This is a genomic window from Curvibacter delicatus NBRC 14919 (assembly GCF_001592265.1).
In the GTDB taxonomy this organism is placed as follows: domain Bacteria; phylum Pseudomonadota; class Gammaproteobacteria; order Burkholderiales; family Burkholderiaceae_C; genus Hylemonella; species Hylemonella delicata.
Genome location: NZ_BCWP01000006.1, coordinates 22,860 through 49,499, shown reverse-complemented (window position 1 = coordinate 49,499; position 26,640 = coordinate 22,860). Strand labels below are relative to the sequence as shown.

Sequence of the window (26,640 nt, the reverse complement as noted above, 5' to 3'; positions counted from 1 at the left end):
GAGGAGAACGCTGAATGACACTGGTAGAAGTCAAGGTTCCCGATATCGGCGATTTCGCCGAGGTGGCGGTGATCGAGGTGCTGGTCAAGGCCGGCGACACCATCAAGCCCGAGCAGTCGCTCATCACGGTCGAGTCCGACAAGGCCTCGATGGAGATCCCGTCCAGCCACGGTGGCGTGGTGAAGGAGCTCAAGGTCAAGCTTGGCGACAAGGTCAAGGAAGGTTCGGTCGTGTTGCTGCTGGAGGCAGCCGATCTCGCCACACCGGCGGCGCCGAAATCTGAAGAAAAACCGGCCACGGCGCCCGCTGTTCCTGCGCAAGCAGCTCCTAAAACAGTAGCAACTGACGCGCCGGCAGCGGCCAGCTTTGCCGGCACGGCCAACCTGGATTGCGACGTGCTGGTGCTGGGTGGCGGCCCCGGCGGCTACTCGGCCGCCTTCCGTGCTGCCGACCTCGGCCTGAAGGTGGTGCTGGTCGAGCGCTACGCCACGCTGGGTGGCGTCTGCCTGAACGTGGGCTGCATTCCGTCCAAGGCGCTGCTGCACGTCGCCGCGGTGATGGACGAGGTGAGTCATCTCGGTGACCTCGGCGTCGACTTCGGGAAGCCGGTGGTCAACATCGACAAGCTGCGCGGCCACAAAGAGAAGGTGATCGGCAAGCTCACCGGTGGCTTGGCCGCCATGGCCAAGATGCGCAAGGTGACGGTGGTGCGCGGCTACGGCGCCTTCGTCGGTGCCAACTACGTCGAAGTGGAGGAAACCACCGGCACGGCGCAGGACAAGACCGGCAAGAAGCAGGTCATTGCGTTCAAGAAGGCCATCATTGCCGCGGGCTCTTCGGCCGTGCGCCTGCCGTTCATGCCGGACGACCCGCGTGTGGTGGACAGTACCGGCGCGCTGGCGCTGAAGGAAGTCCCGAAGCGCATGCTGATCCTGGGCGGCGGCATCATCGGCCTGGAGATGGGTACGGTCTACAGCACGCTGGGCGCACGCCTGGATGTGGTGGAGATGATGGACGGCCTGATGCAAGGCGCCGACCGCGACCTGGTCAAGGTCTGGCAGAAGATGAACGCCCCCCGCTTTGACAACATCATGCTCAAGACCAAGACCGTGGGTGCCAAGGCCACGCCGGCGGGCATCGAGGTCACGTTCGAGGGCGAAGGCGCACCGGCACCCCAGACCTACGACCTGGTGCTGCAGGCTGTCGGTCGTTCTCCCAACGGCAAGAAAATCGCCGCCGACAAGGCCGGTGTGGCCGTGACGGAGCGTGGTTTCATCAACGTCGACATCCAGATGCGCACCAATGTGCCGCACATCTTCGCCATCGGCGACATCGTGGGCCAGCCCATGCTGGCGCACAAGGCGGTGCACGAGGCGCATGTGGCGGCCGAGGTGATTGCCGGCGAGCTGCAGGGCAACCCGGAACTGGCGAGCGTGGCTTTCAATGCCCGCGTGATTCCGAGCGTGGCCTATACCGACCCCGAAGTGGCCTGGGTCGGCCTGACCGAAGAGCAGGCCAAGGCGCAGGGTGTGAAGGTCAAGAAGGGCCTGTTCCCGTGGTCGGCCTCCGGCCGCGCCATTGCGAATGGCCGCGACGAGGGTTTTACCAAGCTGCTGTTCGACGAGGAAACCCACCGCATCGTTGGCGGCGGCATCGTCGGCACCCACGCGGGTGACATGATCGGCGAGATCGCCTTGGCCATCGAGATGGGCGCCGACGCGGTGGACATCGGCAAGACCATCCACCCGCATCCCACGCTGGGTGAGAGCATCGGCATGGCGGCGGAAGTGGCACACGGCAGTTGCACGGACGTGCCGCCGGCCAAGAAGTAAGCGAAGCCTCCAACCCAGGCGCTACTGAATCAGTAGCTGACCGCGCAGATTCCGTCGGGTCTGCGCGGTTTTTTTATCTCAGATCTTTCTGGCAGTAACGCAGGGCAAGCGGCCTCGCAGACTGCATCGCATTCGGATCGAACTTCTCAGCAGCGTGAAAAACAAGAACTTTTTCCTTGCACTGGTTACCCATGCGGTGAGCATCAATCGGAAAGGGAACCATATGAGCCACGAAGTACAAGACAAGAAAATCAGCAAGATCATCGCCAAGTGCTGGGCCGACCCGAGCTTCAAGCAGAAACTCCTGGCCGATACCCGCACCACGCTGCAGGCTGAAGGCCTTGAGATTCCCGCCGACGTGACGGTGAACGTGCTGGAGAACAGCGCCACGGTGGTGAACTATGTGCTGCCGTCGCACCCTGCAGGTCAGTCGTCGGGCGAGCTGTCTGACGCGGACTTGATGAACGTGGCCGGAGGATTCTTTCCAGGTATGTTCAGGAATTTCGGGCCTCCTGGTTCCAAAAAGTAGGCGGCACTTCAAATCCAGGTGCTACTGAATCAGTAGCTGACCGCGCAGATCTCGTGATGTCCGCGCGGCTTTTTTCTATCCGATCTGTCCAGCAGTGGCGCAGGGCATGTTGCCTCGCAGACTGCTTCGCATTCCGCGCAAACTTCTCAGCAGCGTGAAAAGCAAGAACTTTTCCCTTGTGTTGGTTACCCATGCGGTGAGTATCAATCGGAAAGGGAACCATATGAGCCACGAACTACAAGACAAGAAAATCAGCGAGATCATCGCCAAGTGCTGGGTCAACCCAGGCTTCAAGCAAAAGCTCCTGAGCGACACCCACGCCACGCTACAGGCCGAAGGCGTTCAGATTCCCGCCGGCGTGACGGTGAATGTGCTGGAGAACTCCGCCACGGTGCTGAACTATGTGCTGCCGTCGCACCCTGCAGGTCAGTCGTCGGACGAGCTGTCTGATTCGGACTTGATGAACGTGGCCGGAGGCTTTCCGATTTGGGGGTTCAGGATGGAGCCTAAAAAGCCTCGGTGATCATCGCAGGAGGGGCAACCATTGGATGGCAATGGGGCCATACCTTCCGTTCTTCCCCCGCTTGCGTGTTTGACTGCCCGTGCTGGGGATTGCTTGATGTCACTGGAACGTGGACTGATGACAGGATTTCTTGTAGACAGACCTTCCCCCGAGGCATGGCCAGCAGCGGGTGTGCCGTGGCGCATTGCGCCGCTACGTGAACACGAAGTTCCCGCGGTGTCGCACCTGACCTTTCCCGCTTGCCGCACCTTGCTTGCCGGGTGCCAAAGCCGTGGTGAGTCAGACCAGAACCATGCGGTGCGGGCCCTGGTGGCATGGTCTGGCACGGAACCGGTGGGGTTGGTGCTGGCGCAGATACGGGATGACGACAGGGCTGAAAAGCCAAGCAGCACATCAGCCCAGCTGTTTTCGGTGTCGGTTCTGCCTGCTTGGCGGCAACGTGGGCTGGCAAGGGCTTTGGTGCAGGCCATGGAAAAGGTGTTGCGCCAGGCGGGCTGCACTTCTGTGGAGGTGGACTACACGACGCGGCTGCCGGCCTTGGTGCCTTTCGAGCGTTTGCTGCTGTCATGCCGGTGGGCGCCGCCAGAGGCGACCTTGCTGATGTCGCTGGGGAATTGCCATGACGTCATCAAAGCGCCGTGGATCGGCGCTGTGCGCGATGTGCCGCCGGGCTTCGAGTTGTTCGAGTGGGCGCAGCTCAGCGCCGATGAACGTGCCTGCTTGGACCATGCTGTGGCGGTGGGTGAGATTCCGAAGAACCTGTCGCCTTTCGCGGATGAGGAGGCGATCGAACCCGGCATCAGCGTGGGGGTGCGCCGTCACGGCGAGGTGGTCGCCTGGATGACGGTCACCCGCTCTCCCTTCATGCCGGATGCATTGTGTTACCGCAGCACCTACGTCCGTCCGCAATGGCGCGCTGCCCGGGCCTTGGGCCCTCTCGTCTTATCCGAAGCCCTCCGGCGCCACGTCGCCAGCCCGGTTCGGGAGGCCCGGCCGGTGGGGGCCTTCGGCATGTCGTTCAAGGAGTCCGTCAAGATGCTCAACTTTTATCGCAAAAGGCTGGCGCCTTATTGCTTCAGCAGTTACGAAAGCCGCTGTGCAGTGAGGCGGCTGGATGAACCGCTCTCTTGAGAGCGTGGCTGACTGTGAGCCGAACAAACACTGAACCGCGCTATTTGTAACAAAGGGGTGCGCATGGCGTGCGTCATCCTCATTGGGGAAACGCTTCTCTGATAAGGGTTAAATCCCGGGTTGTCACACATCAACACATCTCGTTACAATGAAAGCAGGTTCATCGTAGGGAGGGGGCAGCCTGGACAGCAAGGCTGCATCAAAAAACAAAAAGCACCCCCATTGCTTGAGCTGTCTTCGCAGGAGGAATGGGGGGATGGAGCGCATAAAAAAAGGCGCTACCGGCGAGCAGGGGACTGCTGCCGGTGGTTCGGCGTGCTCGCGCATCGCGCGCTGGGCATGCGTGCTGGGGTTGGCTGCTGTGTCTGTCGTGGCACACGCACAAGCCGATCCACCGCCAGCGAGCGTTGATCCGGCTCGTCTGCGGGAACGCTTTGACGTGCCGGTATCCCCGCCTCGTGAGACACAACTGCCGGAAATCAAGGCCGGCGTGCGCGAGGAAATCCCCGAAGCGGTCAAAGCCATCCGCGTGACTTTGCGCGAGATCCGCGTCGACGGGGCCACCGTCTTCACGCCGGCGCAGTTGCGAGAACAGACAGACACCTACCTCGGCCGCGAGATCACCGGCAGCGACATTTTCGGTCTGGCGCAGGCGCTGACCGCCTACTACCGCAATGCGGGTTATTTCCTCTCGCTGGTGATTGTCCCGCCGCAGACGCTCACCGATGGCCGGCTGACGCTGCGCGTGATCGAAGGTTATGTGCACGAGGTGTTCCTCGAAGGGGACGAGCGGGTGCGCAAGGAACTCGCCGCGATCGGGGAAGAGATCAAGTCGATCCGGCCCCTGCGCGCCGAGGTGCTGGAAAGGTACCTGCTGATTGCCAACGAGTTCCCTGGTGTGCAGTTGCGCAGCGTGTTGACGCCGTCCGATGTGCCGGGCGCGGCAGACCTGACCTTGATTGCCAAGATCAAGAACGTCGAAGGTTTTGCCTCGGTCGACAACTACGGCACCCGCTACATCGGGCCCAACCAAGCCATGCTGGGCCTGTCGGTCAACCAGCTGCTGGGCGTCAACGACCAGTGGCGCTACATCGGTGTGGGCACCGGCGACACCGAGATGGCCTACCACCAGCTGGCTTACAGCCAGACGCTGAACCACGAAGGTCTGAAGGTGGGGGTGACGGTGTCACAGGCGCGCACCCAACCGGGCGACAGCCTCAAGGCCAACGATATCCAGGGGCGCTCGGAAGGCGTGTCCCTCTCGCTGGGGTACCCGCTGCTGCGCACGCGCAACCAGAGCGTATTGAGCCGCCTGACGTATGACGTTACCGACATCGATGGCAGCAGCGGGGGGACACGCACCACCGAGGACCGCATCCGGGCCATCCGTGCCGGCCTGAGCTGGTTGCTGTTGGACCGCTGGGACGGCCAGAACACGCTGGAGCTAGATGTCAGCCAGGGCGTGGGCGGCACCACCAAGGCCGACCCCTTGAAAAGTCGTGCCGGAGCGGACAGCATGTTCAGCAAGCTGACTTTCGACTACACGCGCGTCCAGCCCCTGAGCGCCCGCTGGGCCTTGACGTTGGGTGTGCTGGGCCAGTGGACCGGGGATACGCCTTTGCTGTCCTCCGAGCAGATGGCCCTGGGCGGGCGCAAGATCGGCCGCGCCTATGAGTCGGCTGAACTGGTGGGCGATCGTGGCTTGGCCGTGCGTTTGGAGCCGCGTTACCAGGCGAACTCGACATTGTCATGGCTGCCGGCCTATCAACTGCTGGGTTTCTACGAAATCGGCGAGGTCACCCAAGTGGTGGTGCAGTCGGCTGGGACGCCGGCCACACAAAGCCTGGCGTCCGCCGGCGTTGGCGCGCGGCTGTTCATGGCTGGCAACGTGACGGCGCAGGTGGAGGCTGTCTGGCCTTTGACCAAGCCGCTGGCCAGCAGCTCGCCGGACAGTGGCAAGACGATGCGCCTGTTGGCATCGCTGATGGTTCGTTTCTAAGTTGGTCAGGACATGAGTGAGGGAAGGAGAGCGAGATGACAAGTCAACAACGCAGGTTCTCGAAACACCACCGCCGGCCGCGCGCCGAGACGGCCCGTCCGGCCCTCAAGACCTTGCCCTTGGCCGTGGCCTTGTGCTTCAGTGCGCCGCTCTGGGCCGACACCATCAACCCCGGGACTGTGGCGGGGCTGCCCACCGGTGGCACGGTGGCGGCAGGTACGGTGAGTTCTCAACTCACGAGCAGCCAACTGACGCTGACGCAGTCAACGCAGCGCGCGGTGCTCGACTGGCAATCGTTCAACATCGATGCAGGCAAGACCGTCCAGTTCATTCAGCCTGATGTGAGTTCAGCGGTGCTCAACCGCGTGGCCGCCAGTGCCAACATGTCACAGATCTACGGCAGCATGACGGCCAACGGCACCGTGGTGCTGATGAATCCCAACGGGGTCTATTTCCATCAGGGAGCGAACATCAATGTCGGGTCGTTGATCGTGACCACCGGTCGCATCGACCAGTCGCAGTTCATGGCCGAAGGACCGATCACCATTGACGCTGCGATCAGCGGCAGTATCACCAACGAAGGCAGCATCACGGCGGAAAATGCCGGTCTGGTGGCCTTGGTGGCACCATCCGTGGTCAACAAGGGGGCGATCATCGCCACAGGCGGGCGCATTGCACTTTCCGGTGCTGACCGGGCCACGGTGTCGCTCAACAGCGGGTTGTACGAGTTTGCGGTGCCCGCCGGGGCGCAGGGCACCAATGCCACGATCAGCAATATGGCAGGGGCGCGCCTGGAGGGTAAGACCATTCTGCTGAGCACGGGTGACGCGGCCAATCTGGTGTCTGGTGTCATCAACCTGCAAGGTGTGCAGCAAGCGAGCAGTGCCATCGTGGTCGATGGCGATACGGTCGTACTCAAGTCCGACCTTGATGCGCCCAGTATCGCAGGCAATTCCAACACCATCCAGGTGCATGACACGGCATCGATCCTGGATGCGTTGCAGATCGCCAAGACCGGCACGGCGGGTGCCGGCGCGACGGTGGAGTTGCAGGCCGGCACCTTCAACCAACAGGTCAAATTGAACAAGGCCAATATGACCTTGCGTGGGGTTGACAACGCCAAGATCGTCGTGCCGAACAGTGCAACGAAGGGCGTCGAGGTGTTGGCCAACAATGTGACCGTTCAAGGGCTGGAAATTGAAGGGCCGCTGACTGCGCCGTATTCGTCACTGACAACTGATCAGTGGAACGCGACGCCCGCCAGCGTGGGCATTTTCGTCGACCAGAACGTTACCGGCTTCAACATCACAGGCAACAATATCCATGACGTCCGTACCGGGATACGCGTCTTTGGCACGGGCAACGTTGGATCGATCACCAACAACGAGATCGAGAACACCAAGGGCGGCATTCTGTTCCAGTACACCAATGGAACCGGTGTCACGATGACCGGCAACCGAGAGGGCAGCATAGGCAACGAATGGGGGATCGGCCTCAACATCAATAGCGCGAATTCCAATACCGGCGATGCCCCCACCGAGTGGCAGGCGTCACTGCTCGCATTGGCCAATGCGAACAACCAGATGGCGGTTGAAGACCGCAAGTACGCAACCTCGAATCGCACGCGTGTGATCGTGGATGACGACAGCACCGTCACAGCTGTCGACGACTTCAACCTGGGGAATGGGCTGGGCAATGCACGTCAGCCGCTCAAGACCATTCAGTCCGGCATCAATGCCGTGGTGAAGGGCGGAACGGTGCAAGTCAGGGCTGGGACCTATACCGTGGCCTCCACGCTTAATGTCAACAAGAGCGTTACGCTGGATGGTGCAGGTGAGGCGCAGACCCTCATTGACGCGCGAGGTGTCACGGGCAATTACGGCATGTATGTCACGGCCGATGACGTGACGTTGAGTGGTTTTTCGCTCTACGGGCCATCCAACGACGTTGGAACAGCTTATGGCATCAAGGTCTCTCCTGGCGGTTCGGCTGACGCGCGGCTGCGCAATTTCACCATTCGCAACGTGACCAGCCGCGGCGCTGGCCGGGCCGAGTTGGACTTGAATGGTGTCGACGGTGCCTTGATCGACAACGTGACGCTTAACGGCGCCAGGGTCAGCGATGGTGTGGAAACCAAAGGTGCAGGTCTGCAGTTGACCGACAGCGCCAATGTAAGGGTTCGCAACACCACGAGCTTGAACAACATCTGGGGTGGTCTGGCCATCTACCAGGCGAATACCTACTACAACCAGCAGGTGAACAACATCACCGTCGAGGGGAACAATCACTTCAATGAATTGAACCCGGTGTACCTGCAGGATCAGTCGGCATCCAAAGATTTCGGTGCGCTGAGCATTGCCGGCTTTGACTATGCGGTGCGCAATGCAACCGCCAATACGGACAGCAGTCAGTACACTTGGCTGCAGGCCACGAAGCAGAAGGCGTACGATTTCGCTGTCAATTCGTCCTCCGCGAATCCGAGTTACAGCGCTAGTGCCGGCTACATCCAGGGCTGGAATGGCTCGACAACAACGCAGAACTTCGAGGTCGGCGTTGGCAACCTTGCCGGTGGTGGAACCCGGGCCATGTCGATTAACACGGCAGTCAACCAAGCGGACAGTGGGGCCCAAGTCAATGTGGCGGCCGGGACGTATGCGGAGAGCGTCAACATCACCAAGGCGCTGACGCTGGATGGCGCCGGCGCCGGGCAGTCCATCCTCGATCCAACCAGCGGCAATGCCGTCACGGTCAGCGGCAATATTGGCGCAAATTCGACGGTAGTCATCGATGGTTTCACCTTCCGTGATGCACCGACTGCCGGCGTGAGTGTCGAGAGCAATACCGTGCTGGGGCAGCTCACGGTCCAGAACAGTGAGTTCCGTGGCAACGGCGTGTTTGGTTTCACGGCCAATGGCTCGGCAACGGCTGGCATTCCGGGGTTGGCGAATGTGTCGTTGCTCAACAGTACCTTCGAAGGCAATGGTGCGCCTTCAGCCAATGCAACGTCACTCGGCCAGGGTGACATCCACTTCAACTACTACAACGGCAATGCGACGCTGAAAGATCTGACGATCACCGGCAACACCGAACATACGGGTATCCATTTCCGCGGCTATCACAATGCCAGTACCAATGCCGTGTATGACGCCGGTACCTGGGTGTTCGACAACATCACGCTGGCGGGCAGTTTCCTTCGTCCCAGCGGCAGCGCTGGCACTTGGAATCCGGGTGGTCCAGGGCATGCGATTCACCTTTTTGAGTATGGCTCGATGGCCAACGTCTCCTTCAACAATGTTCGCTTGAACCAGACCGTCGGCCATGGCATGTTCCTGGAGGGACTGAGTTCGACGCTCAACATTGGCAACACTACTTTCGGCGTGCCAGACCGGACAGTCACCGGTACGGGCACCAGCCCGACGTACTCGATGAACATCGTTTCGGGTGCTAACAGCCAGAACAACGTCAAGACCAACGTTGATGCCACTCACGCCATTTTCACCGGTGCGAGCAACGGATTCGACATCGAGGATCGCGTGGGGCACGCACTGGACGTTAGCGGGCTCGGCTTGGTGACATGGAATACTGGCAACGTCTATGTGACGCAAAGTAGTGGCAGTATCCAACGTGGAGTCGACGCCGCCGCCATTGGTAGCACCATCAACGTCGGCACGGGAAGCTATACCGAGCAGGTAAGCATGAACAAGGCCAACCAGACCCTCAAGGGTGTGGACGGTGCCAAGCTGGAGGTGCCCGATCTGAGCGTGGTGAACGGGGTGGACGCCATCACGATCAAAGCCAACAACGTGACGGTGGAGGGCATGGAAATCGCCGGGCCGATCAATGCACCGTACTACGACTATTACGCTACGAGCAAGCCCAATGTCAGCCGCGGCATTGTGGTGAAAAGCGGAGCGACTGGTTTTACTCTTCGCAACAACAACATTCATGACGTGCGCACCGGCATCCTGATCGACGGCAATAACGGTACCGGCAATACAGTTTCAGGCAACCGGATCGAGAACACCAAGAGCGGCATCTCGGTGCAGTACACCGGCGGTGCGGGTATCGCCATCGAAAACAACCGTGAGGGTGATGTTGGCAACGAGTGGGGGCTGAACCTCAATCTGAACAAGTATTCCAGCTCGACTGAGCACCTGAAGGAGGATGCACCCACCTTGGCATGGCAGCAGCATTTGCTGGATTTGAGCGCAGCCAACAGAAGCTGGAAAGTGCAGGACCAAGCCTACAAGTCAGCCAATCGCACGCACGTGACCGTGGCAAAGACGCCAGTCGAGGATAGGAACCAAGGCAGCGTGCTGACCCCGATCAACACCATTCAGGGTGGCGTCAACGCAGTGGTGCGGGGCGGCAAGGTGGACGTGAAGTCCGATACCTACGCCGAATCGGTGACGGTGGACCGCTTGATGAACCTGAGCTTCAACGACGTGACGCTACGTAGCCTGTCGCTCACCTCGGGCGCTGCCGGCTCCGGCATTGGCGGCAAGCTGACGGCCTCCGGTGCCGGCGGGCTGGTGTTCGATGGCGGCATCAAGCTGTTGGCCGACACCACGCTGGCGACCGAGGGTCGCGACATAACACTTCGTGGCGCGGTCCAGAACAACGCGACGACCGCCTTTGGCCTGACGCTGGCCACCAATGCCGGCAACGGCAGCAACCGCGGCGACGTGACGTTGCGCAGCGGCGGCGCCGACGGCAATGCGCTGGGGCAGCTCAACGTGACGGCCAGGAACTTCACCTTGGACAACACCCTCTGGGTGCGCGGTTATGCGATTGATGCAAGGGGTGATGTGGCCTTGAGCAACAGCACGCTCAAAGCCACGGCGGCCGGCGTGACCAGTTCACTGACGGCCAGTGGCAATGTGACCGGCTCCACGACGAGCGCGGGTGCCGTGGTGCTCAACAGTGACGGCAATGTGGCCGCCAATGTCACAGCTGGTGGCACTGCCACGGTGAGCGGCCGCAACGTCAGCGGGACCATCAGCGGCTCGTCGGTGACAGCCACTGCCCAGCAGATGCTGGATGCGGCCGTGACGGCCGGCGGCGGCGCCACCTTGAATGGGCGTGAGATCCGCGGCAGCGTGACGGCGGGAACCTTGACGGCCCGCGCTGACACCACGATGAACCTGGCCCTCAATGTGATCAGCGCCAACCTGAACGCCGGCGGTCGTGCCGACCTTAGTGGCCGCGCCGGCAACGTCGTGGTGGAGGCCAAGCAAAGTTATTTCAGTGGCAGTTTCCCGGCGGTTGAGAGCAAGGGGACGGGCACAACCTTCATCAATGGCGTGCCGCAACGTGACGAGGACACGGTGCCGGCGTCGGTGGTGATCGTCCGGCCGCCGATCATTGTGCTGCCCCCGCCGCCGCCGACGTTCGTGGTGACCACGCAGGCACCGGCTCCGGTGATGCCGACGAGCAGCGTTGGGCTGTCGTCACAGCCAGCGACGGCGGCAGGCGGGTCTGGTAGCGCAGGCGGCACTAGCGGCGGAACGTCTCCCGCAGCAACCGGCGGCAGCGGCAGTTCTGGTGGCTCCGGTAATGGCACCGGTGCATCGTCCTCGGGTGGTGGCAACGGGTCGACGGCATCCGGTAGCAGCTCGGGTGAGTCCGGTGGCGGCTCGTCGGGGTCCGGGTCGGGCTCGTCGACTTCCAACGGAAGTAACGGCTCCAGTTCGGGCGGCGCGAGCGGCGGTGGTTCTGGAGGTGGCTCCGGCGGGGCTGCCGTGGCAGCGGGTGGTGCACCGCGGCCGTTGACCGTGACCCGCAACGCGCCGGGCAAGGCGGCCGGTGAATCGCTGGACCGCGGGCAAGGCGTGGAGGTGGACCTCTCGCCCGGTCGTTCATGACCGCACGGCCCTGCTTCGGCGGCTGCCGTGGCAGGGCGCCTGCCAGACTATCGCGAGCGCCTGATAGTTTGAGGTGAAATTGGTCTCCAGCCCTTCAGGGAAAAGCGCTGGCAGCTATGGAAAAGTGAGCGACTGAGGGCGGTACGCCTCGCGGAGCATCAGGCCAGCGTGCTGGGCCAGCAGCTTCAGGGGCGGGCAGTTGCGTCGCCAGTCAGACCGGAGGGTTACTCGGTCTGGGCGAGGGCCGATTGGTCCGGTACGCGGCGGGCGCCGTCGAAGCGGCGGCTCCAGTAGGAAATGCGCATGTCTTCTACCCGCACTTCGGCACCTGGTTTGGGCGAGTGGATGAACTTGTTGTCGCCGACATAGATGCCGACATGGCTGAAAGCGCGGCGCATGGTGTTGAAAAACACCAGATCACCAGGTTGCAGCTCGGAACGATCAATTTTCTGCGTGGCGGCGGCCTGTTGCTCGGCACGGCGCGGCAGCATCAGGCCCAGGGTTTGTTCGTACATGGTGCGTACGAAGCCGCTGCAATCGAACCCGGTTTCATAGTTGTTGCCACCGCGGCGGTAAGGAACACCCAAGGCGCCCATGGCCGTCACGACCAGTTCAGACGCCTTGCTCCCGACGTTCTGGCCCATCTGTCCGATTTTGCCCAGCAGGCCTTTTTCTGCCAGGAAATGGTCCATGTCGTCACCCTGGCCGGCCGGATTGGCATGCGCGCTGAAGGCCAGCAAAAGGGTGAAGAGGAGGACGGTGATCCGCATGGCGGGTAGCATAGCGGCTTGGCATACGGAATGTCAAGTTAAAGTTTTTTCCTGAAAAACTTTCTAACATATTGATTCATATTGAATTTGAGAGGTTTCCCATGTTCAAGGCACTCCTGCTGGACAACACCCACGGTTTCGAGGCTGCGCTGCAGCAGGTGGATGAGTCCCGGCTGCCGGCTGGTGACGTCACGGTGTCGGTGCAGTACTCCACGCTCAATTTCAAGGATGGCCTGGCCATTTGTAACAAGGGGCCGGTGGTGCGCAGCTGGCCCATGGTGGCCGGCATCGACGGCGCCGGCACCGTCCTGGAGTCGAGCCACCCGGCCTGGAAGGCGGGTGACGCCTTCGTGCACAACGGCTGGGGCATGGGCGAAACCCACTGGGGCTGCCTGGCCGAGAAGGCGCGTCTGAAGGGTGACTGGCTGGTCAAGCTGCCGCCTGCTTTCACGCCACGCCAGGCCATGGCCATCGGCACCGCTGGCTACACCGCCATGCTGTGCGTGCTGGCGTTGGAGGACCATGGCGTCCAACCGGGCAGTGGCGAAGTGCTGGTGACGGGCGCGACCGGTGGCGTCGGCAGCGTGGCCATCGCCTTGCTGGGCAAGCTCGGTTACCAGGTGGTGGCCGCCACCGGTAAGGCGGCGGAGGCGGATTACCTCCAGGCCCTGGGTGCCAGCGCCATCATCGACCGGGCCGAGCTGGCCAGTGCCGGCAAGCCCTTGCAAAAGGAGCGTTGGGCGGCGGTGGTGGATGCCGTGGGCTCGCACACCCTGGTCAATGCCCTGGCGCAGACGCGCTACGGCGGCGTGGTGGCGGCTTGTGGCCTGGCCCAGGGCATGGACCTGCCGGGCTCGGTGGCGCCCTTCATATTGCGCGGCGTGACGCTGGCCGGCATCGACTCGGTGATGGCTCCGCTGGCCAAACGCCAGCGCGCCTGGGACCGCCTGGCGCGCGACCTTGACTTGGCCCTGCTGGAGCGCATGATCGAGGAGGTGCCGCTGGACGGCGCCATCACCAAGGCGCAGCAACTGATGGCCGGCCAGGTGCGCGGCCGGGTGGTGGTGCGCGTAGCGGCCTGAGCGCACGCCAAGAATTGAACACTTGATGGATCCAACGAGAAGACCGACATGCTGCTTGAACTAGACGACTCCCAACTGGTGCTGGTGGATTACCAGACCCGCCTGATGCCCGTCATCCACGAGGGCGCTGCCGTGCTGGCGAACGCCCAGCGCCTGGCGAAGATGGCCCGGCTGCTGAAGGTGCCGCTGTGGGCGACGGAGGAAAACCCGTCGGCGCTTGGCCCCAACGTGCCGGAACTGCAGACCTTGATCGAGCAGGCTGGCGGCAAGACATTCCCGAAGATGCAGTTCAGTGCAGTGGAGGAGGGCTTGGGCGAGCTGCTACGCCCGCCAGTTCGTGCGCCGCAGGGCAATGCGCGCAGCCTGCCCAAGCACCTGCAGAAACCGGCCGCGGGACCCGCTGCACGCAACACGGTGGTGATTGCCGGTTGCGAAGCCCACGTCTGCCTGCTGCAGACCTCACTCGACCTGCTGGAAGACGAGTTCGACGTCTGGGTGGTGACGGATGCCTGCGGCTCGCGCACTGAGCGTAACCGCGACGCCGCCTTCGACCGCCTGGCCGGCGCCGGCGCCGAACTGGTGACCACCGAGATGGTGGCCTTCGAGTGGCTGCGCGGCGCGGAGCACCCGGCATTCAAGGATGTGCTGGCGCTGGTGAAATAGGTGTGGATGTCTGGGTTTAGGGTGAAACAGGCCTGTGACCCAAATGGATTCTGCGCTACCAGCTATCAAAAACATAGCGTTCTGGGGTAGGGTTCACTTTCGCCAACCTCGGGGCCGACGCCCGACAAGGGCCGGCCCCAAGCAAGGCAGGGCCATGCAGCCGGCATTGCGCAGATCAATCGGCCAGGTGCTGCGGCGCCTGGGTGTTTCCTGGCAGGCTAGGGAGTCAACATGGGGGCGTACATTGCACTGCTCCGGGGCATCAACGTGGGGCGCGCGAAGCGCATTGCCATGGCAGATCTGCGCGACCTGCTGGCGGGACTCGGCTATGCTGACGTTCGCACCTTGCTCAATAGCGGCAATGTGGTGTTCAACGCGGCACGGGCTGACCGGCGTACGATCACCGCCCGGATCGAGGACGGCATCAAGCGCCGTTTCGGGTTTTCGGTCAAGGTGGTCGTGCTCGAAGCCGCTGAACTGGATGAGATTGTCCAGGGCGCCCCTTTGCTTGCCGTGGCCAGCGATCCCTCCAGACATATGGTCGGCTTTCCATCTGACGCTTCCGTCCTCACCAGAGCCGCGTCGTTGCTCGAGCAACCCTGGTCGCCTGATGCGCTGGCTGTTGGAGGCAAGGCTGTTTACCTCTGGTGCGTCGAGGGTGTGGTCAAGTCCAGGCTGATGCAAGCCTTTACCCGAAGCGCGGGCGATGATGTGACCGTGAGGAATTGGGCCACGGTGCTGAAGCTGCGGGCCATGGTGGGGGCGGCCTGACATGACGGCCTGTCTTCCGTCCGGTGGCGTTTCATTGGTTGGCTGGCGCACTCGTACCGTTCTAGTGCGTCTGTGTCAGGGGAGTGCGTGATGGACCTGCAAGCCTGGGACACGGCGCTGCTGCTCTGGATCAACAGGACGTGGGCCCACCCGCTGCTGGACCAGCTCATGCCCTGGGTCACCTACTTGGGCAGTGCCTATGCCGTGGTGGTGGCGATCTTGCTTGTGGGGTGGCGCTTGCGGCGACGCAGGGCGACGTGGCGGGCTGTGGTTGTGGCCTGGCTGTGCCTGGCGCTGGTCTACGGGGTCGTGGCCGGCGCCTACAACGGTTTCAAATACGAGGTACAGCGCCTGCGTCCTTTTGTGGCGCTGGGTGCAGAGCTGCGTGTGGCGGCCGAACAGGTGCAGACCATCCGGCCTGACAGCTCATTTCCCTCGGGGCATGCCGCCAACGCTTTCATGCTGGCCACACTGCTGACGGCCTTGCTGCGGCCGCGGCGCTGGCTGCTCTGGTTTGGCCTGGCCACGCTGGTGGCATTAAGCCGGGTCTACCTTGGGCTGCATTACCCAGGCGATGTGCTGGCCGGTGCCGTGCTGGGAGCCGGGCTGAGCGGGGTGCTGCTGCGCTTGCACTGGCTGGCCCGGCGCCTCAGAATGGCCGACACAGGTGTCTGAGGCGGGGCTTGCGTCAGTTTTCTGCAAGCCCGTTATCCATAATTATGAATTCAGTTACTTATTTCAAGAGCCCGAAGGAGATCCAGCATGACCCGCTACGCCGAGTTTCAGCGCCGTTCCATTGACCAGCGCGACGCTTTCTGGGCCGAGCAGGCGCAGCTGATCGAGTGGCAGACCCCGCCGCAGCAGATTTGCGACTACAGCAACCCGCCGTTTGCGCGCTGGTTTGTCGGCGGTACCACCAACCTGTGCCACAACGCCGTCGACCGGCACCTGAAAGACCGGGCCGACCAGCCGGCGCTGATTTTCGTCAGCACCGAGACCAACGAAGAGCGTGTCTACACCTTCCGCGAATTGCATACCGAGGTGCAGCGCATGGCCGCCAGCCTGCAGGCGCTGGGCGTGCAAAAGGGCGATCGTGTGCTGATCTACATGCCCATGATTGCCGAGGCCGCCTTTGCCATGCTGGCCTGCACGCGCATCGGCGCCATCCACTCGGTGGTGTTCGGTGGTTTCGCTTCCGGTTCGCTGGCTTCACGCATCGAGGATGCCGAGCCCAAGGTGGTGGTCAGCGCCGATGCCGGCTCGCGCAGCGGCAAGGTGGTGCCCTACAAGCCGCTGCTGGACGAGGCGATCGACCTGTCCAAGCACAAGCCGCAAGCCGTGCTGCTGGTGGATCGCCGGCTGGCTGCTATGAATTTGGTAGCTGGCCGCGACCATCTGTGGGGGGCTCTGCGCGAAAAACACCTGCAAACCCCGGTGCCGTGCGAGTGGGTTGATGCGACCCACACCAGCTACACGCTGTACACCTCCGGCACCACCGGCAAGCCCAAGGGCGTGCAGCGCGATACCGGCGGCTACGCGGTGGCGTTGGCCGCCAGCATGAAGCACATCTACCAGGGCAATGCCGGCGAGACCTATTTCTCCACCAGCGACATTGGCTGGGTGGTCGGGCACAGCTACATCATTTACGGCCCGCTGATCGCCGGCATGGCCACCATCATGTACGAAGGGCTGCCGACCCGGCCGGATGCCGGCATCTGGTGGCAGCTGGTCGAGAAGTACAAGGTCACCCGCATGTTCTCGGCGCCGACGGCCGTGCGGGTGCTGAAAAAACAGGATCCGTCCTTCCTGAAGAAATACGACCTGTCCAGCCTCAAGGCCCTTTACCTGGCCGGCGAGCCGCTGGACGAACCCACGGCGCAGTGGATCAGCGAGGGCCTGGGTGTGCCGATCATCGACAACTACTGGCAGACCGAAACCGGCTGGCCCATCCTGACCATTGCCAACGGCGTGGAGAAGGCGCCCAGCAAGTTCGGCAGCCCGGGTGTGGCCATGTACGGCTACAACGTCAAGCTGATCGACGAGAACACTGGCGAGGAGCTGACGGGGGCGAACCAGAAGGGCGTGGTGGCCATCGAAGGCCCGCTGCCCCCCGGCTGCATGCAGACGGTGTGGCGCGACGACGAACGTTTCGTCAATACCTACTGGAAGAGCATCCCCGGCCGCCTGATCTACAGTACCTTCGATTGGGGTATCCGCGACCAGGATGGTTACTACTTCATCCTCGGCCGCACCGACGACGTGATCAACGTGGCCGGCCACCGCCTGGGCACGCGGGAAATCGAGGAAAGTATCGCCAGCCACCCCAATGTGGCCGAGGTGGCCGTGGTTGGCGTGGCCGACCAGCTCAAGGGCCAGGTGGCCATGGCTTTTGCCGTGGCCAAGGACGCCAGCGCCCTGACGGACGATGCCGCGCGCCTCAAGCTCGAGGGCGAGGTCATGAAGCTGGTGGACAGCCAGCTCGGCGCCGTGGCACGGCCATCGCGCGTGTTCTTCGTCAACCTGCTGCCCAAGACGCGCAGTGGCAAGCTGCGGCGGCGGGCGCTGCAGGCGGTGGCCGAGGGGCGTGACCCGGGCGACCTGACGACCATGGACGACCCGGCCGCCCTGCAGCAGATCCGCAGCCAGCTTTCCGCGTCGGCCAAAACATAAGCCATTGCCTGGGAAAGCATAAGTTTTCCCCGGCGATGCCAATTCAGTGGCACAATCGCATCCGTACTAGGCCCTTCCCAGCCACAGTCGCATCCGCCAACCGGTTAAGCCGTGTCGCGGAAGGTTTTCTCAACCAGCTAAAAGTTTCCTACAGGGGAACGGAGGTCAGCGAAATATGAGTGAATCCACTTCTCAGGGTTCCAACCCGGCGTCTGTCTATCAGACCTATCAGGACAACACCTACCTGTTTGGCGGGAATGCTCCGTATGTCGAAGAGATGTACGAGAACTACCTGGCCAATCCTGGCAGCGTGCCCGACAACTGGCGTGACTATTTCGACGCGCTGCAGCACGTGCCTGCCGTCGACGGCAGTAACGCCAAAGACATTCCCCACCTGCCCGTCATCAATGCCTTTGCCGAGCGCGCCAAGCAGGGCGGCACCAAGGTGGTGGTGGCCAGCGCCGATGCCGAACTGGGCCGCAAGCGCACCGCTGCGCAGCAACTGATTGCCGCCTACCGCAACGTGGGCCAGCGCTGGGCCGACCTGGACCCCCTCAAACGCACCGAGCGCCCGGCCATTCCCGAGCTGGAGCCGTCGTTCTACGGTTTCAGCGATGCCGACCAGGAAACGGTGTTCGACACCAGCAACACCTTCTTCGGCAAGACCAGCATGCCGTTGCGCGAGCTGCTCAATGCGCTGCGCGAAACCTACTGCGGTACCCTCGGTGCCGAGTTCATGCACACCACCGATCAGGCGCAAAAGCGCTGGTGGCAGCAAAAGCTGGAAAGCATTCGCAGCAAGCCCAATTTCGGCGCCGAGCGCAAGAAACAGATTCTTGACCGCCTGACCGCCGCCGAAGGCCTGGAGCGCTACCTGCATACCAAGTACGTCGGCCAGAAGCGTTTCTCGCTTGAAGGTGGCGAGAGCTTCATTGCCGCCATGGACGAGCTGATCCAGTCGGCCGGCGCCAAGGGCGTGCAGGAAATCGTGATCGGCATGGCCCACCGCGGCCGCCTGAACGTGCTGGTGAACTCGCTGGGCAAGATGCCGGGCGACCTGTTTGCCGAGTTCGACCATACTGCCCCGGAAGACCTGCCGGCCGGTGACGTGAAGTACCACCAGGGCTTCAGCTCCGACGTCGCTACCCCCGGCGGCCCGGTGCACCTGAGCCTGGCCTTCAACCCCTCGCACCTGGAAATCGTGAACCCGGTGGTGGAGGGCTCGGTGCGTGCACGCATGGACCGTCGTGGCGACCCCAAAGGCAGCCAGGTGCTGCCGGTGCTGGTGCACGGCGACGCCGCTTTCGGCGGCCAAGGCGTCAACCAGGAAACCCTGGCCTTGGCCCAGACCCGTGGTTACTCCACGGGCGGCACGGTGCACATCATCATCAACAACCAGATCGGCTTTACCACGTCCGATCCGCGCGACATGCGCTCGACCGTGTACTGCACCGACATCGTCAAGATGGTCGAAGCACCGGTGCTGCACGTCAACGGTGACGACCCCGAAGCCGTGGTGCTGGCCACGCAGCTGGCGCTGGAGTTCCGCATGGAATTCCGCCAGGACGTCGTGGTGGACATCACCTGCTTCCGCAAGTTGGGCCACAACGAGCAGGACACGCCGGCGCTGACGCAGCCGCTGATGTACAAGAAGATTGCGGCCCACCCCGGTACGCGCAAGCTCTATGCCGACAAGCTGGCTGCCCAGGGGCTGGGCGAGACGTTGGGCGACGACATGGTCAAGGCCTACCGCGCCGCCATGGACGCCGGCAAGCACACGGTGGACCCGGTGCTAACCAACTTCAAGAGCAAGTACGCTGTCGACTGGTCGCCGTTCCTCGACAAGAAGTGGACCGATGTCGGCGACACGGCCATTCCGCTGACCGAGTGGAAACGCCTGTCCGAAAAGTTGACCACCCTGCCGGCAGGCATCACGCCGCACCAGCTGGTGAAGAAGGTATACGACGACCGTGCGGCCATGGGCCGGGGCGACATTCCGGTGGACTGGGGCATGGGCGAGCACATGGCGTTTGCCTCCTTGGTGGCCAGCGGCTACCCGGTGCGCCTGTCGGGTGAGGACTGCGGCCGCGGTACCTTCACCCACCGTCATGCCGTGATCCACGACCAGAACCGCGAGAAGTGGGACACCGGCACCTACGTGCCCCTGCAGAACGTGGCCGAAAATCAGGCGCCGTTCGTCGTGATCGACTCCATCCTGTCCGAAGAGGCCGTGCTGGGCTTCGAGTACGGCTACGCCTCCAACGACCCCAACACCCTGGTGATCTGGGAAGCCCAGTTCGGCGACTTCGCCAACGGCGCCCAGGTGGTGATCGACCAGTTCATCGCGTCCGGTGAAGTGAAGTGGGGTCGTGTCAACGGCATCACGCTGATGCTGCCGCACGGCTACGAAGGCCAGGGCCCGGAGCACAGCTCGGCGCGTCTGGAGCGTTTCATGCAGTTGGCAGCGGACACGAACATGCAAGTGGTGCAGCCGACCACGGCCAGCCAGATCTTCCACGTGCTGCGCCGCCAGATGGTCCGCAACCTGCGCAAGCCGCTGATCATCATGACGCCCAAGTCGCTGCTGCGCAACAAGGATGCGACCTCGCCGCTGTCCGAATTCACCAAGGGCTCGTTCCAGACCGTCATTCCCGAGCAGAAGGACATCAAGGCCGACAAGGTCAAACGTGTCATTGCCTGCTCCGGCAAGGTCTATTACGACCTGGTCAAGAAGCGCGAAGACAAGGGTGCCGACGACGTGGCGATCATCCGCGTCGAGCAGCTCTATCCCTTCCCGCACAAGGCGTTTGCAGCTGAGCTCAAGAAGTACCCGAATGCCAGCGAAATCGTGTGGTGCCAGGATGAACCGCAGAACCAGGGTGCCTGGTTCTTCATCCAGCACAACATCCACGAGAACATGAGCGAAGGTCAGAAGCTGGGTTACTCCGGCCGTGCCGCCTCGGCTTCGCCGGCAGTGGGCTACTCGCACCTGCACCAGGAGCAGCAGAAGGCGCTGGTGGATGGCGCCTTTGGCAAGCTCAAGGGTTTTGTTCTGAGCAAATAAGGTCGCTAGTTTCTTAATCAGTTTGGGGTGGGCTTGACGGCCTGCCCCGTGAACCTAAAAAGATACGGAAAGAATTCAAATGGCTATCGTAGAAGTCAAAGTGCCGCAACTGTCCGAATCCGTGGCGGAAGCCACGATGTTGCAGTGGAAGAAAAAAGCCGGTGAGGCCGTCGCCGCCGACGAGATCCTGATCGAGATCGAAACCGACAAGGTGGTGCTGGAAGTGCCGGCTCCCGCTGCCGGCGTGTTGGCTGAAATCCTGGTGGGTGACGGCGGTACGGTGGTGGCGGAGCAACTAATTGCGCGCATCGACACCGAAGCCAAGGCCGGTGCCGCTGCACCGGCAGCCGCACCCGCGGCACCTGCTGCTGCCGCTCCTGTTGCTGCTGCGGCCCAGGCCTCCGCCTCCAAGGCTGGCGTGGCCATGCCGGCGGCGGCCAAGCTGATGGCTGACAACCAGCTCGCTGCGGGCTCCGTGTCCGGCACCGGCAAGGACGGTCGTGTCACCAAGGGTGACGTGCTGGCCGCCGTGGCGGGTGGCGCCAAACCGGCTCCGGCTGCCATTCCTACCGGCGTGCCGACCAAGGCCCTTCCGCAGGTGGCCGCACCTTCCGTCGATCTGGGCCAACGCCCCGAGCAGCGCGTGCCGATGAGCCGCCTGCGTGCCCGCGTGGCCGAGCGTCTGCTGCAGTCGCAAGCCACCAACGCCATCCTGACCACCTTCAACGAGGTCAACATGGCGCCGGTGATGGAAATGCGCAAGCGCTTCCAGGACAAGTTCGAGAAGGAGCACGGCGTCAAGATCGGTTTCATGAGCTTCTTCGTCAAGGCCGCCGTGCATGCCCTGAAGAAGTACCCGGTGCTCAACGCTTCGGTGGACGGCAACGACATCGTCTACCACGGCTATTTCGACATCGGTATCGCGGTGGGTTCGCCCCGCGGCCTGGTGGTGCCGATCCTGCGCAATGCCGATCAGATGAGCTTTGCCGACATCGAGAAGAAGATTGCCGAGTACGGCGCCAAGGCGCGTGACGGCAAGCTGGGCATCGAAGAGATGACCGGCGGTACCTTCTCGATCTCCAATGGTGGTGTGTTCGGCTCCATGCTGTCCACCCCCATCATCAACCCGCCGCAGTCGGCCATCCTGGGCGTGCACGCCACCAAGGACCGCGCGGTGGTGGAGAACGGCCAGATCGTGATCCGTCCGATGAACTACCTGGCGATGAGCTACGACCACCGCATCATCGACGGCCGTGAAGCCGTGCTGGGTCTGGTGGCGATGAAGGAAGCGCTCGAAGACCCCGCCCGCCTCCTGTTTGATATCTGATGCACATCCCCAGGCTGCGCGCACTGCGTGTCGCTTCGCCACCCCCCTTGCAGGGGGCAACACCAGCGGCCCGGCAAAACCGGTTCCGCGGTGTTTCGCGATGAAGACACTTCATGCGTAGTGCGGTCTGCAATTGAAGCGAGAAATACTATGAGCAAACAATTTGACGTGGTCGTCATCGGCGGTGGCCCTGGCGGCTACATTGCTGCCATCCGCGCTGCCCAGCTGGGCATGAACGTGGCCTGTATCGACGAGTGGAAAAACGAAAAGGGTGGCCCGGCACCGGGCGGTACCTGCACCAACGTCGGCTGCATTCCAAGCAAGGCACTGCTGCAGTCATCCGAGCACTTCGAGCACGCCAACAAGCATTTTGCCGAGCACGGCATCGATGTGAAGGGCGTCTCCATGGACGTGGCCCGCATGGTGGCCCGCAAGGACGCCGTGGTGAAGCAGAACAACGACGGCATTCTCTACCTGTTCAAGAAGAACAAGGTGTCGTTCTTCCATGGCCGGGGCTCTTTTGTGAAAGCGGCCGAGGGTGGCTACGAGCTCAAGGTCAGCGGTGCTGCTGAAGAGACGCTGGTGGCCAAGCAGGTCATCGTGGCCACGGGTTCCAATGCCCGTGCGCTGCCGGGGACGCCGTTTGACGAGGAAAACATCCTCTCCAACGACGGTGCGCTGCGCATTGGCGCCGTGCCGAAGAAACTGGGCCTGATTGGCTCCGGCGTGATCGGTCTGGAGATGGGTTCGGTCTGGCGTCGTCTGGGTGCCGAAGTGACCATCCTCGAAGGTCTGCCGACTTTCCTCGGTGCCGTGGACGAGCAGATCGCCAAGGAAGCCAAGAAGGCTTTCGACAGGCAGGGTCTGAAGATCGAACTCGGCGTGAAGGTCGGTGAGATCAAATCCGGCAAGAAGGGCGTGAGCATTGCCTACACCAACGCCAAGGGCGAAGCCCAGACGCTGGATGTCGACAAATTGATCGTGTCGATTGGCCGTGTTCCCAATACCATCGGCCTGAATGCCGAAGCCGTGGGTCTGAAGCTCGACGAGCGCGGCGCCATCGTCGTTGATGACGACTGCAAGACCAGTCTGCCGGGCGTCTGGGCCGTGGGTGACGTGGTGCGTGGTCCCATGCTGGCACACAAGGCTGAGGAAGAGGGCGTGGCTGTTGCAGAGCGCATCGCCGGCCAACATGGTCATGTGAACTTCAACACCATTCCCTGGGTGATCTACACCAGCCCTGAGATTGCCTGGGTCGGTCGTACCGAGCAGCAGCTCAAGGCCGATGGCGTGGCCTACAAGGCGGGCACCTTCCCCTTCCTGGCCAATGGCCGTGCCCGTGCGCTGGGTGACACGACCGGCATGGTGAAGTTCCTGGCCGATGCCAAGACCGACGAGATTCTGGGCGTGCACATTGTGGGGCCCATGGCCAGCGAGCTGATCTCTGAGGCAGTGGTGGCCATGGAGTTCAAGGCCAGTGCCGAGGACATTGCGCGCATCTGCCATGCCCACCCCAGCCTGAGCGAAGCGACCAAGGAAGCTGCGCTGGCGGTGGACAAGCGTACGCTGAACTTCTGAGCGCAGGTTCACTGGATTGACGTCCGTACTCAAGGCTTACCAGGCTGAGCTGAAAACGCGGGGTTACAGCAGTGACCCCGCGCAGTTGCATGCGGTTGAGGCGCTGGAGCGTTGCGCGACCGAATGGGCTGGCTACAAGGAAAAGCGTTCCAACGCACTGAAGAAGCTCATCAACCGCCCTGACATCCCGAAAGGGGTTTACATGCACGGCGGGGTAGGTCGCGGCAAGAGCTTCCTGATGGATTGCTTCTTCAATGCCGTGCCCCTCAGGCGCAAGACCCGGTTGCATTTTCATGAGTTCATGCGTGAGGTGCATCGCGAACTGGCCGAACTGCAAGGGACGGTCAATCCGCTCAATGCGCTGGCAGAACGGATTGCGAAGAAGTACAAGCTCATCTGCTTCGATGAGTTTCACGTGGCCGATATCACCGATGCCATGATCCTGCACCGCTTGCTGGCGGCACTGTTTGACAACGGCGTCGGACTGGTGGCGACTTCCAACTTCCGTCCGGATGAGCTTTACCCGAACGGCTTGCACCGTGAGCGCATCTTGCCGGCCATTGCCCTGCTCAACCAGCAGCTGGAAGTGGTGAATGTGGACAACGGCACCGATTACCGTCGGCGTACCCTGGAGCACGTCAAGCTGTACCACACGCCGCTGGGCGCCGAGGCCGATGCAGCCATGACCGATGCCTTCAACCGGCTGGCAGAAACGCAGGATGAAGACCCGGTACTGCATATCGAAGCGCGGGAAATCCGGGCTCGTCGCAAGGCGGGTGGCGTGGTCTGGTTCGATTTCCGGACTTTGTGCGGCGGCCCCCGATCGCAAAACGATTACCTGGAAATTGCCACCCAGTTCCATACCGTGTTCTTGAGTGACGTGCCGCACATGCCGGTTCGCATGGCCTCCGAGGCACGCCGCTTTACCTGGCTGGTGGATGTGCTGTACGACCGGCGCGTTAAACTGATCATGTCGGCGGCAGTGTCGCCGGAAGCGTTGTACACCGACGGACCTCTGGTTCACGAATTTCCACGCACGGTGTCGCGACTCAACGAAATGCAATCGCAAGAGTTTCTTTCCTTGGAACGACGCGTGGTCGATACACGACTCACATGAAAAACTGGCTTGCCTTCCTGCTGGTTGGTTTTGCGACCTGTGCGCTGCAGGCGCAGCCGTCGTCGGACCAGACAACGTCTGTCACCACGGACCCCTTCCAGGCGGAGCTGGACCGCATTCAGACTGAGCGCGGGCATCAGGAGGCGCGTTATGCCCAAGAGGAAGCGGCTTGTTACCGGCGTTTTGCGGTCAATGATTGCCTGCGTGATGTCCGGGTCCGGCGCCGCGTGACGATGGAGGATCTGCGACGCCAGGAAATCGCGGTCAATGATGTGCAACGCCGCCAAAAAGGTGTTGAAGAGATTCAGCGCTTGGAAGAGAAGTCCTCGCTTCAGAGTCAGCAGGAGGCGGCCGAGCGGCGTGAAGCAGCCATTCAGGATCACAAGGAGCGCTTGGAGCGCGCAGAGCAGAAGAGGCTCGACAAGCAGCAAGCGGAGCAAGACCGGCTGTCGCCCGCGCCGCGAACGGAGCGTGACAAAAGCAGCGACCGACCTACCGCAGAAAGTCGCTCGGCGGACAGGCAGGAATACGAAGAGAAGCAGCGTCAGGCGCAGGAGAACAGGGCGCGGCGTGACAAAGCTTTGGCTGACAAGGTCGGTCAACCCCCGGTCAAGTCCTTGCCTACACCGCCTTGAGCACCGTTCAGTCCAGGGGTTCGAGCTTGACGATGACCAGGGAGAGGTTGTCGCCGCTGCCGCGGGCACGCGAGCGCGCTTTCTCGATCAGGAACTCGCTGGCTTCCCGGGCGGATAGTTTGGACAAGGCCGCTCCAAGCTCTGTACTGTTGAAGTAGTGCCAGATGCCATCGCTGCAGGCCATCAGGGTATCGCCAGGTGCCAGCTGGGGGATGAAGTGCATGTCCATCGGGGGATCGTTTTCGGTGCCCAGACAGCCCATCAGGATGTTGGATTGGGGGTGGACGTTGGCTTCTTCTTCCGTGATGCTGCCATTTTCAACCAAGGTCTGGACGTACGAATGATCCAGCGTACGCTTGATCAGGCGGTCCTCATGGTAATGGTAGACACGTGAGTCGCCGGCATGGATCCAATGGCAATCTCCGCCCGGGTTGATCAGAAAGGCGGCCAATGTGCTGTGGGGTTCCTGCTCGGATGAAATGGCGCTGAGTTTGATCACCAAGTTGGCTTCCTGCACCAATTGCTTGAGCAGCGTTGGCGCATCGTCGGTTTCCGGAGCGTAGCGGTCGAACAGCTGTTTCGCTGTCATCATGACCTGATCTGAGGCGGTACGCCCCCCGCTGCGTCCACCCATGCCGTCGGCCACGACGGCCAAGACGCAGCCGTGAACGCGAGGGTGCTTCAAAAGCGCCACCTGATCCTGCTGGTATTCACGGTCGCCCTTGTGAATGCCGGTTGATGCGGTAAGTCGGTAACCTTTGCTCATGTTCAGCAGCCTGAAGGACAAAGTCCTCGATAAGTCGGTATGAAAGACGTATTATCGAAGCAAGCGGGAAGATGAGGATATTTGCTTCCCCGGTTTGTCTTTTTGCTGCGACTCTTGGACTCCAATCTTCATTCCCCAGAACGTCATCTGATCGAGTTGCGCATCGAGCACGCAGATCTGGACGCCACGATCGACCGCCTCAGTCAGGTCTTGCCGCTCGACGAGCTGTTGATCCGACGACTCAAGAAAAGGCGTTTGATCCTGCGCGACGAAATCAGTCGCCTTGAACGTAGCCTCACGCCCAACGAGCCAGCCTGAC

At 62.2% G+C, this 26,640-nt stretch carries 19 protein-coding genes; 17 read left to right on the top strand and 2 right to left on the bottom strand.

What is annotated here, in order from left to right; genetic code table 11:
* Positions 1-14: 14 nt before the first annotated feature.
* From lpdA (CDE01S_RS04595) to CDE01S_RS04570, 6 genes are all read left to right on the top strand, one after another.
* Positions 15-1,832 carry a dihydrolipoyl dehydrogenase gene (gene lpdA / locus CDE01S_RS04595; RefSeq protein WP_066704434.1) on the top strand — a complete coding sequence of 606 codons (1,818 nt, stop codon included), beginning with the start codon at positions 15-17 and terminating at the stop codon, positions 1,830-1,832.
* 154 nt (positions 1,833-1,986) lie between these two features.
* Positions 1,987-2,361: an NHLP leader peptide family RiPP precursor gene (locus CDE01S_RS04590; protein ID WP_218016501.1), complete on the top strand. Its 375-nt coding sequence runs from the start codon at positions 1,987-1,989 to the stop codon at positions 2,359-2,361.
* A 154-nt stretch (positions 2,362-2,515) separates the two neighbouring features.
* Complete coding sequence (locus CDE01S_RS04585; protein ID WP_218016500.1) at positions 2,516-2,884, top strand: NHLP leader peptide family RiPP precursor; 369 nt, start codon at positions 2,516-2,518, stop codon at positions 2,882-2,884.
* 96 nt (positions 2,885-2,980) lie between these two features.
* On the top strand, positions 2,981-4,015 hold the full coding sequence (locus tag CDE01S_RS04580) for a GNAT family N-acetyltransferase (protein ID WP_084382726.1): 1,035 nt from the start codon (positions 2,981-2,983) through the stop codon (positions 4,013-4,015).
* 256 nt (positions 4,016-4,271) lie between these two features.
* Positions 4,272-6,014, top strand: a complete 1,743-nt coding sequence (locus tag CDE01S_RS04575; protein WP_066704426.1) for a ShlB/FhaC/HecB family hemolysin secretion/activation protein — start codon at positions 4,272-4,274, stop codon at positions 6,012-6,014.
* Between the two features lie 179 nt (positions 6,015-6,193).
* The gene (locus CDE01S_RS04570; RefSeq protein WP_169802238.1) at positions 6,194-11,878 is read left to right on the top strand and encodes a two-partner secretion domain-containing protein; all 5,685 of its coding nucleotides are present in this window, start codon (positions 6,194-6,196) and stop codon (positions 11,876-11,878) included.
* A gap of 224 nt (positions 11,879-12,102) precedes the next feature.
* Here the strand turns inward: CDE01S_RS04570 and CDE01S_RS04565 are convergent, their stop codons facing one another.
* On the bottom strand, positions 12,103-12,648 hold the full coding sequence (locus CDE01S_RS04565) for a C40 family peptidase (RefSeq protein WP_066704421.1): 546 nt from the start codon (positions 12,646-12,648) through the stop codon (positions 12,103-12,105).
* Positions 12,649-12,749: 101 nt separating this feature from the next.
* Here CDE01S_RS04565 and acuI point away from each other — a divergent pair, with 101 nt between their 5' ends.
* The 10 genes from acuI (at position 12,750) to CDE01S_RS04515 (ending at position 25,555) form a co-directional block, all read left to right on the top strand.
* On the top strand, positions 12,750-13,730 hold the full coding sequence (gene acuI, locus CDE01S_RS04560; RefSeq protein ID WP_066704419.1) for an acrylyl-CoA reductase (NADPH): 981 nt from the start codon (positions 12,750-12,752) through the stop codon (positions 13,728-13,730).
* Between the two features lie 48 nt (positions 13,731-13,778).
* Positions 13,779-14,393, top strand: a complete 615-nt coding sequence (locus tag CDE01S_RS04555; protein WP_066704417.1) for an isochorismatase family protein — start codon at positions 13,779-13,781, stop codon at positions 14,391-14,393.
* A 231-nt stretch (positions 14,394-14,624) separates the two neighbouring features.
* Positions 14,625-15,164: a DUF1697 domain-containing protein gene (locus CDE01S_RS04550; RefSeq protein WP_084382725.1), complete on the top strand. Its 540-nt coding sequence runs from the start codon at positions 14,625-14,627 to the stop codon at positions 15,162-15,164.
* Between the two features lie 90 nt (positions 15,165-15,254).
* Complete coding sequence (locus tag CDE01S_RS04545; protein ID WP_066704415.1) at positions 15,255-15,839, top strand: phosphatase PAP2 family protein; 585 nt, start codon at positions 15,255-15,257, stop codon at positions 15,837-15,839.
* Between the two features lie 87 nt (positions 15,840-15,926).
* A complete protein-coding gene (locus CDE01S_RS04540) occupies positions 15,927-17,834 on the top strand; it encodes a propionate--CoA ligase (protein ID WP_066704413.1) in 1,908 nt (635 codons plus the stop codon).
* Positions 17,835-18,009: 175 nt separating this feature from the next.
* Positions 18,010-20,898, top strand: a complete 2,889-nt coding sequence (locus CDE01S_RS04535) for a 2-oxoglutarate dehydrogenase E1 component (protein WP_066704412.1) — start codon at positions 18,010-18,012, stop codon at positions 20,896-20,898.
* A 79-nt stretch (positions 20,899-20,977) separates the two neighbouring features.
* The gene (odhB, locus tag CDE01S_RS04530; RefSeq protein WP_066704410.1) at positions 20,978-22,225 is read left to right on the top strand and encodes a 2-oxoglutarate dehydrogenase complex dihydrolipoyllysine-residue succinyltransferase; all 1,248 of its coding nucleotides are present in this window, start codon (positions 20,978-20,980) and stop codon (positions 22,223-22,225) included.
* A 150-nt stretch (positions 22,226-22,375) separates the two neighbouring features.
* Positions 22,376-23,803 (top strand): dihydrolipoyl dehydrogenase, encoded by a 1,428-nt coding sequence (gene lpdA, locus CDE01S_RS04525; RefSeq protein WP_066704404.1) that lies wholly within the window; start codon positions 22,376-22,378, stop codon positions 23,801-23,803.
* Positions 23,804-23,819: 16 nt separating this feature from the next.
* Positions 23,820-24,920 (top strand): cell division protein ZapE, encoded by a 1,101-nt coding sequence (gene zapE / locus CDE01S_RS04520; protein ID WP_066704402.1) that lies wholly within the window; start codon positions 23,820-23,822, stop codon positions 24,918-24,920.
* The gene (locus CDE01S_RS04515) at positions 24,917-25,555 is read left to right on the top strand and encodes a hypothetical protein (protein WP_066704400.1); all 639 of its coding nucleotides are present in this window, start codon (positions 24,917-24,919) and stop codon (positions 25,553-25,555) included. Before zapE ends, CDE01S_RS04515 begins: the two co-directional genes overlap by 4 nt.
* A 7-nt stretch (positions 25,556-25,562) precedes the next feature.
* Here the strand turns inward: CDE01S_RS04515 and CDE01S_RS04510 are convergent, their stop codons facing one another.
* Positions 25,563-26,321, bottom strand: coding sequence for a PP2C family protein-serine/threonine phosphatase (locus CDE01S_RS04510; protein ID WP_066704398.1), 759 nt, complete (start codon positions 26,319-26,321; stop codon positions 25,563-25,565).
* 114 nt (positions 26,322-26,435) lie between these two features.
* Between CDE01S_RS04510 and CDE01S_RS04505 the strand changes: the two genes are divergently transcribed.
* On the top strand, positions 26,436-26,639 hold the full coding sequence (locus CDE01S_RS04505; RefSeq protein WP_066704553.1) for a YdcH family protein: 204 nt from the start codon (positions 26,436-26,438) through the stop codon (positions 26,637-26,639).
* The last annotated feature ends 1 nt before the right edge of the window (position 26,640 follow it).

Excerpts from the sequence above, each read along its gene's own strand:
- lpdA (WP_066704434.1), top strand. The coding sequence starts at position 15 with ATGACACTGGTAGAAGTCAAGGTTCCCGATATCGGCGATTTCGCCGAG.
- CDE01S_RS04580 (WP_084382726.1), top strand. The coding sequence starts at position 2,981 with ATGTCACTGGAACGTGGACTGATGACAGGATTTCTTGTAGACAGACCT.
- CDE01S_RS04575 (WP_066704426.1), top strand. The coding sequence starts at position 4,272 with ATGGAGCGCATAAAAAAAGGCGCTACCGGCGAGCAGGGGACTGCTGCC.
- CDE01S_RS04565 (WP_066704421.1), bottom strand. The coding sequence starts at position 12,648 with ATGCGGATCACCGTCCTCCTCTTCACCCTTTTGCTGGCCTTCAGCGCG.
- acuI (WP_066704419.1), top strand. The coding sequence starts at position 12,750 with ATGTTCAAGGCACTCCTGCTGGACAACACCCACGGTTTCGAGGCTGCG.
- CDE01S_RS04555 (WP_066704417.1), top strand. The coding sequence starts at position 13,779 with ATGCTGCTTGAACTAGACGACTCCCAACTGGTGCTGGTGGATTACCAG.
- CDE01S_RS04550 (WP_084382725.1), top strand. The coding sequence starts at position 14,625 with ATGGGGGCGTACATTGCACTGCTCCGGGGCATCAACGTGGGGCGCGCG.
- CDE01S_RS04545 (WP_066704415.1), top strand. The coding sequence starts at position 15,255 with ATGGACCTGCAAGCCTGGGACACGGCGCTGCTGCTCTGGATCAACAGG.
- CDE01S_RS04540 (WP_066704413.1), top strand. The coding sequence starts at position 15,927 with ATGACCCGCTACGCCGAGTTTCAGCGCCGTTCCATTGACCAGCGCGAC.
- CDE01S_RS04535 (WP_066704412.1), top strand. The coding sequence starts at position 18,010 with ATGAGTGAATCCACTTCTCAGGGTTCCAACCCGGCGTCTGTCTATCAG.
- odhB (WP_066704410.1), top strand. The coding sequence starts at position 20,978 with ATGGCTATCGTAGAAGTCAAAGTGCCGCAACTGTCCGAATCCGTGGCG.
- lpdA (WP_066704404.1), top strand. The coding sequence starts at position 22,376 with ATGAGCAAACAATTTGACGTGGTCGTCATCGGCGGTGGCCCTGGCGGC.
- CDE01S_RS04515 (WP_066704400.1), top strand. The coding sequence starts at position 24,917 with ATGAAAAACTGGCTTGCCTTCCTGCTGGTTGGTTTTGCGACCTGTGCG.
- CDE01S_RS04510 (WP_066704398.1), bottom strand. The coding sequence starts at position 26,321 with ATGAGCAAAGGTTACCGACTTACCGCATCAACCGGCATTCACAAGGGC.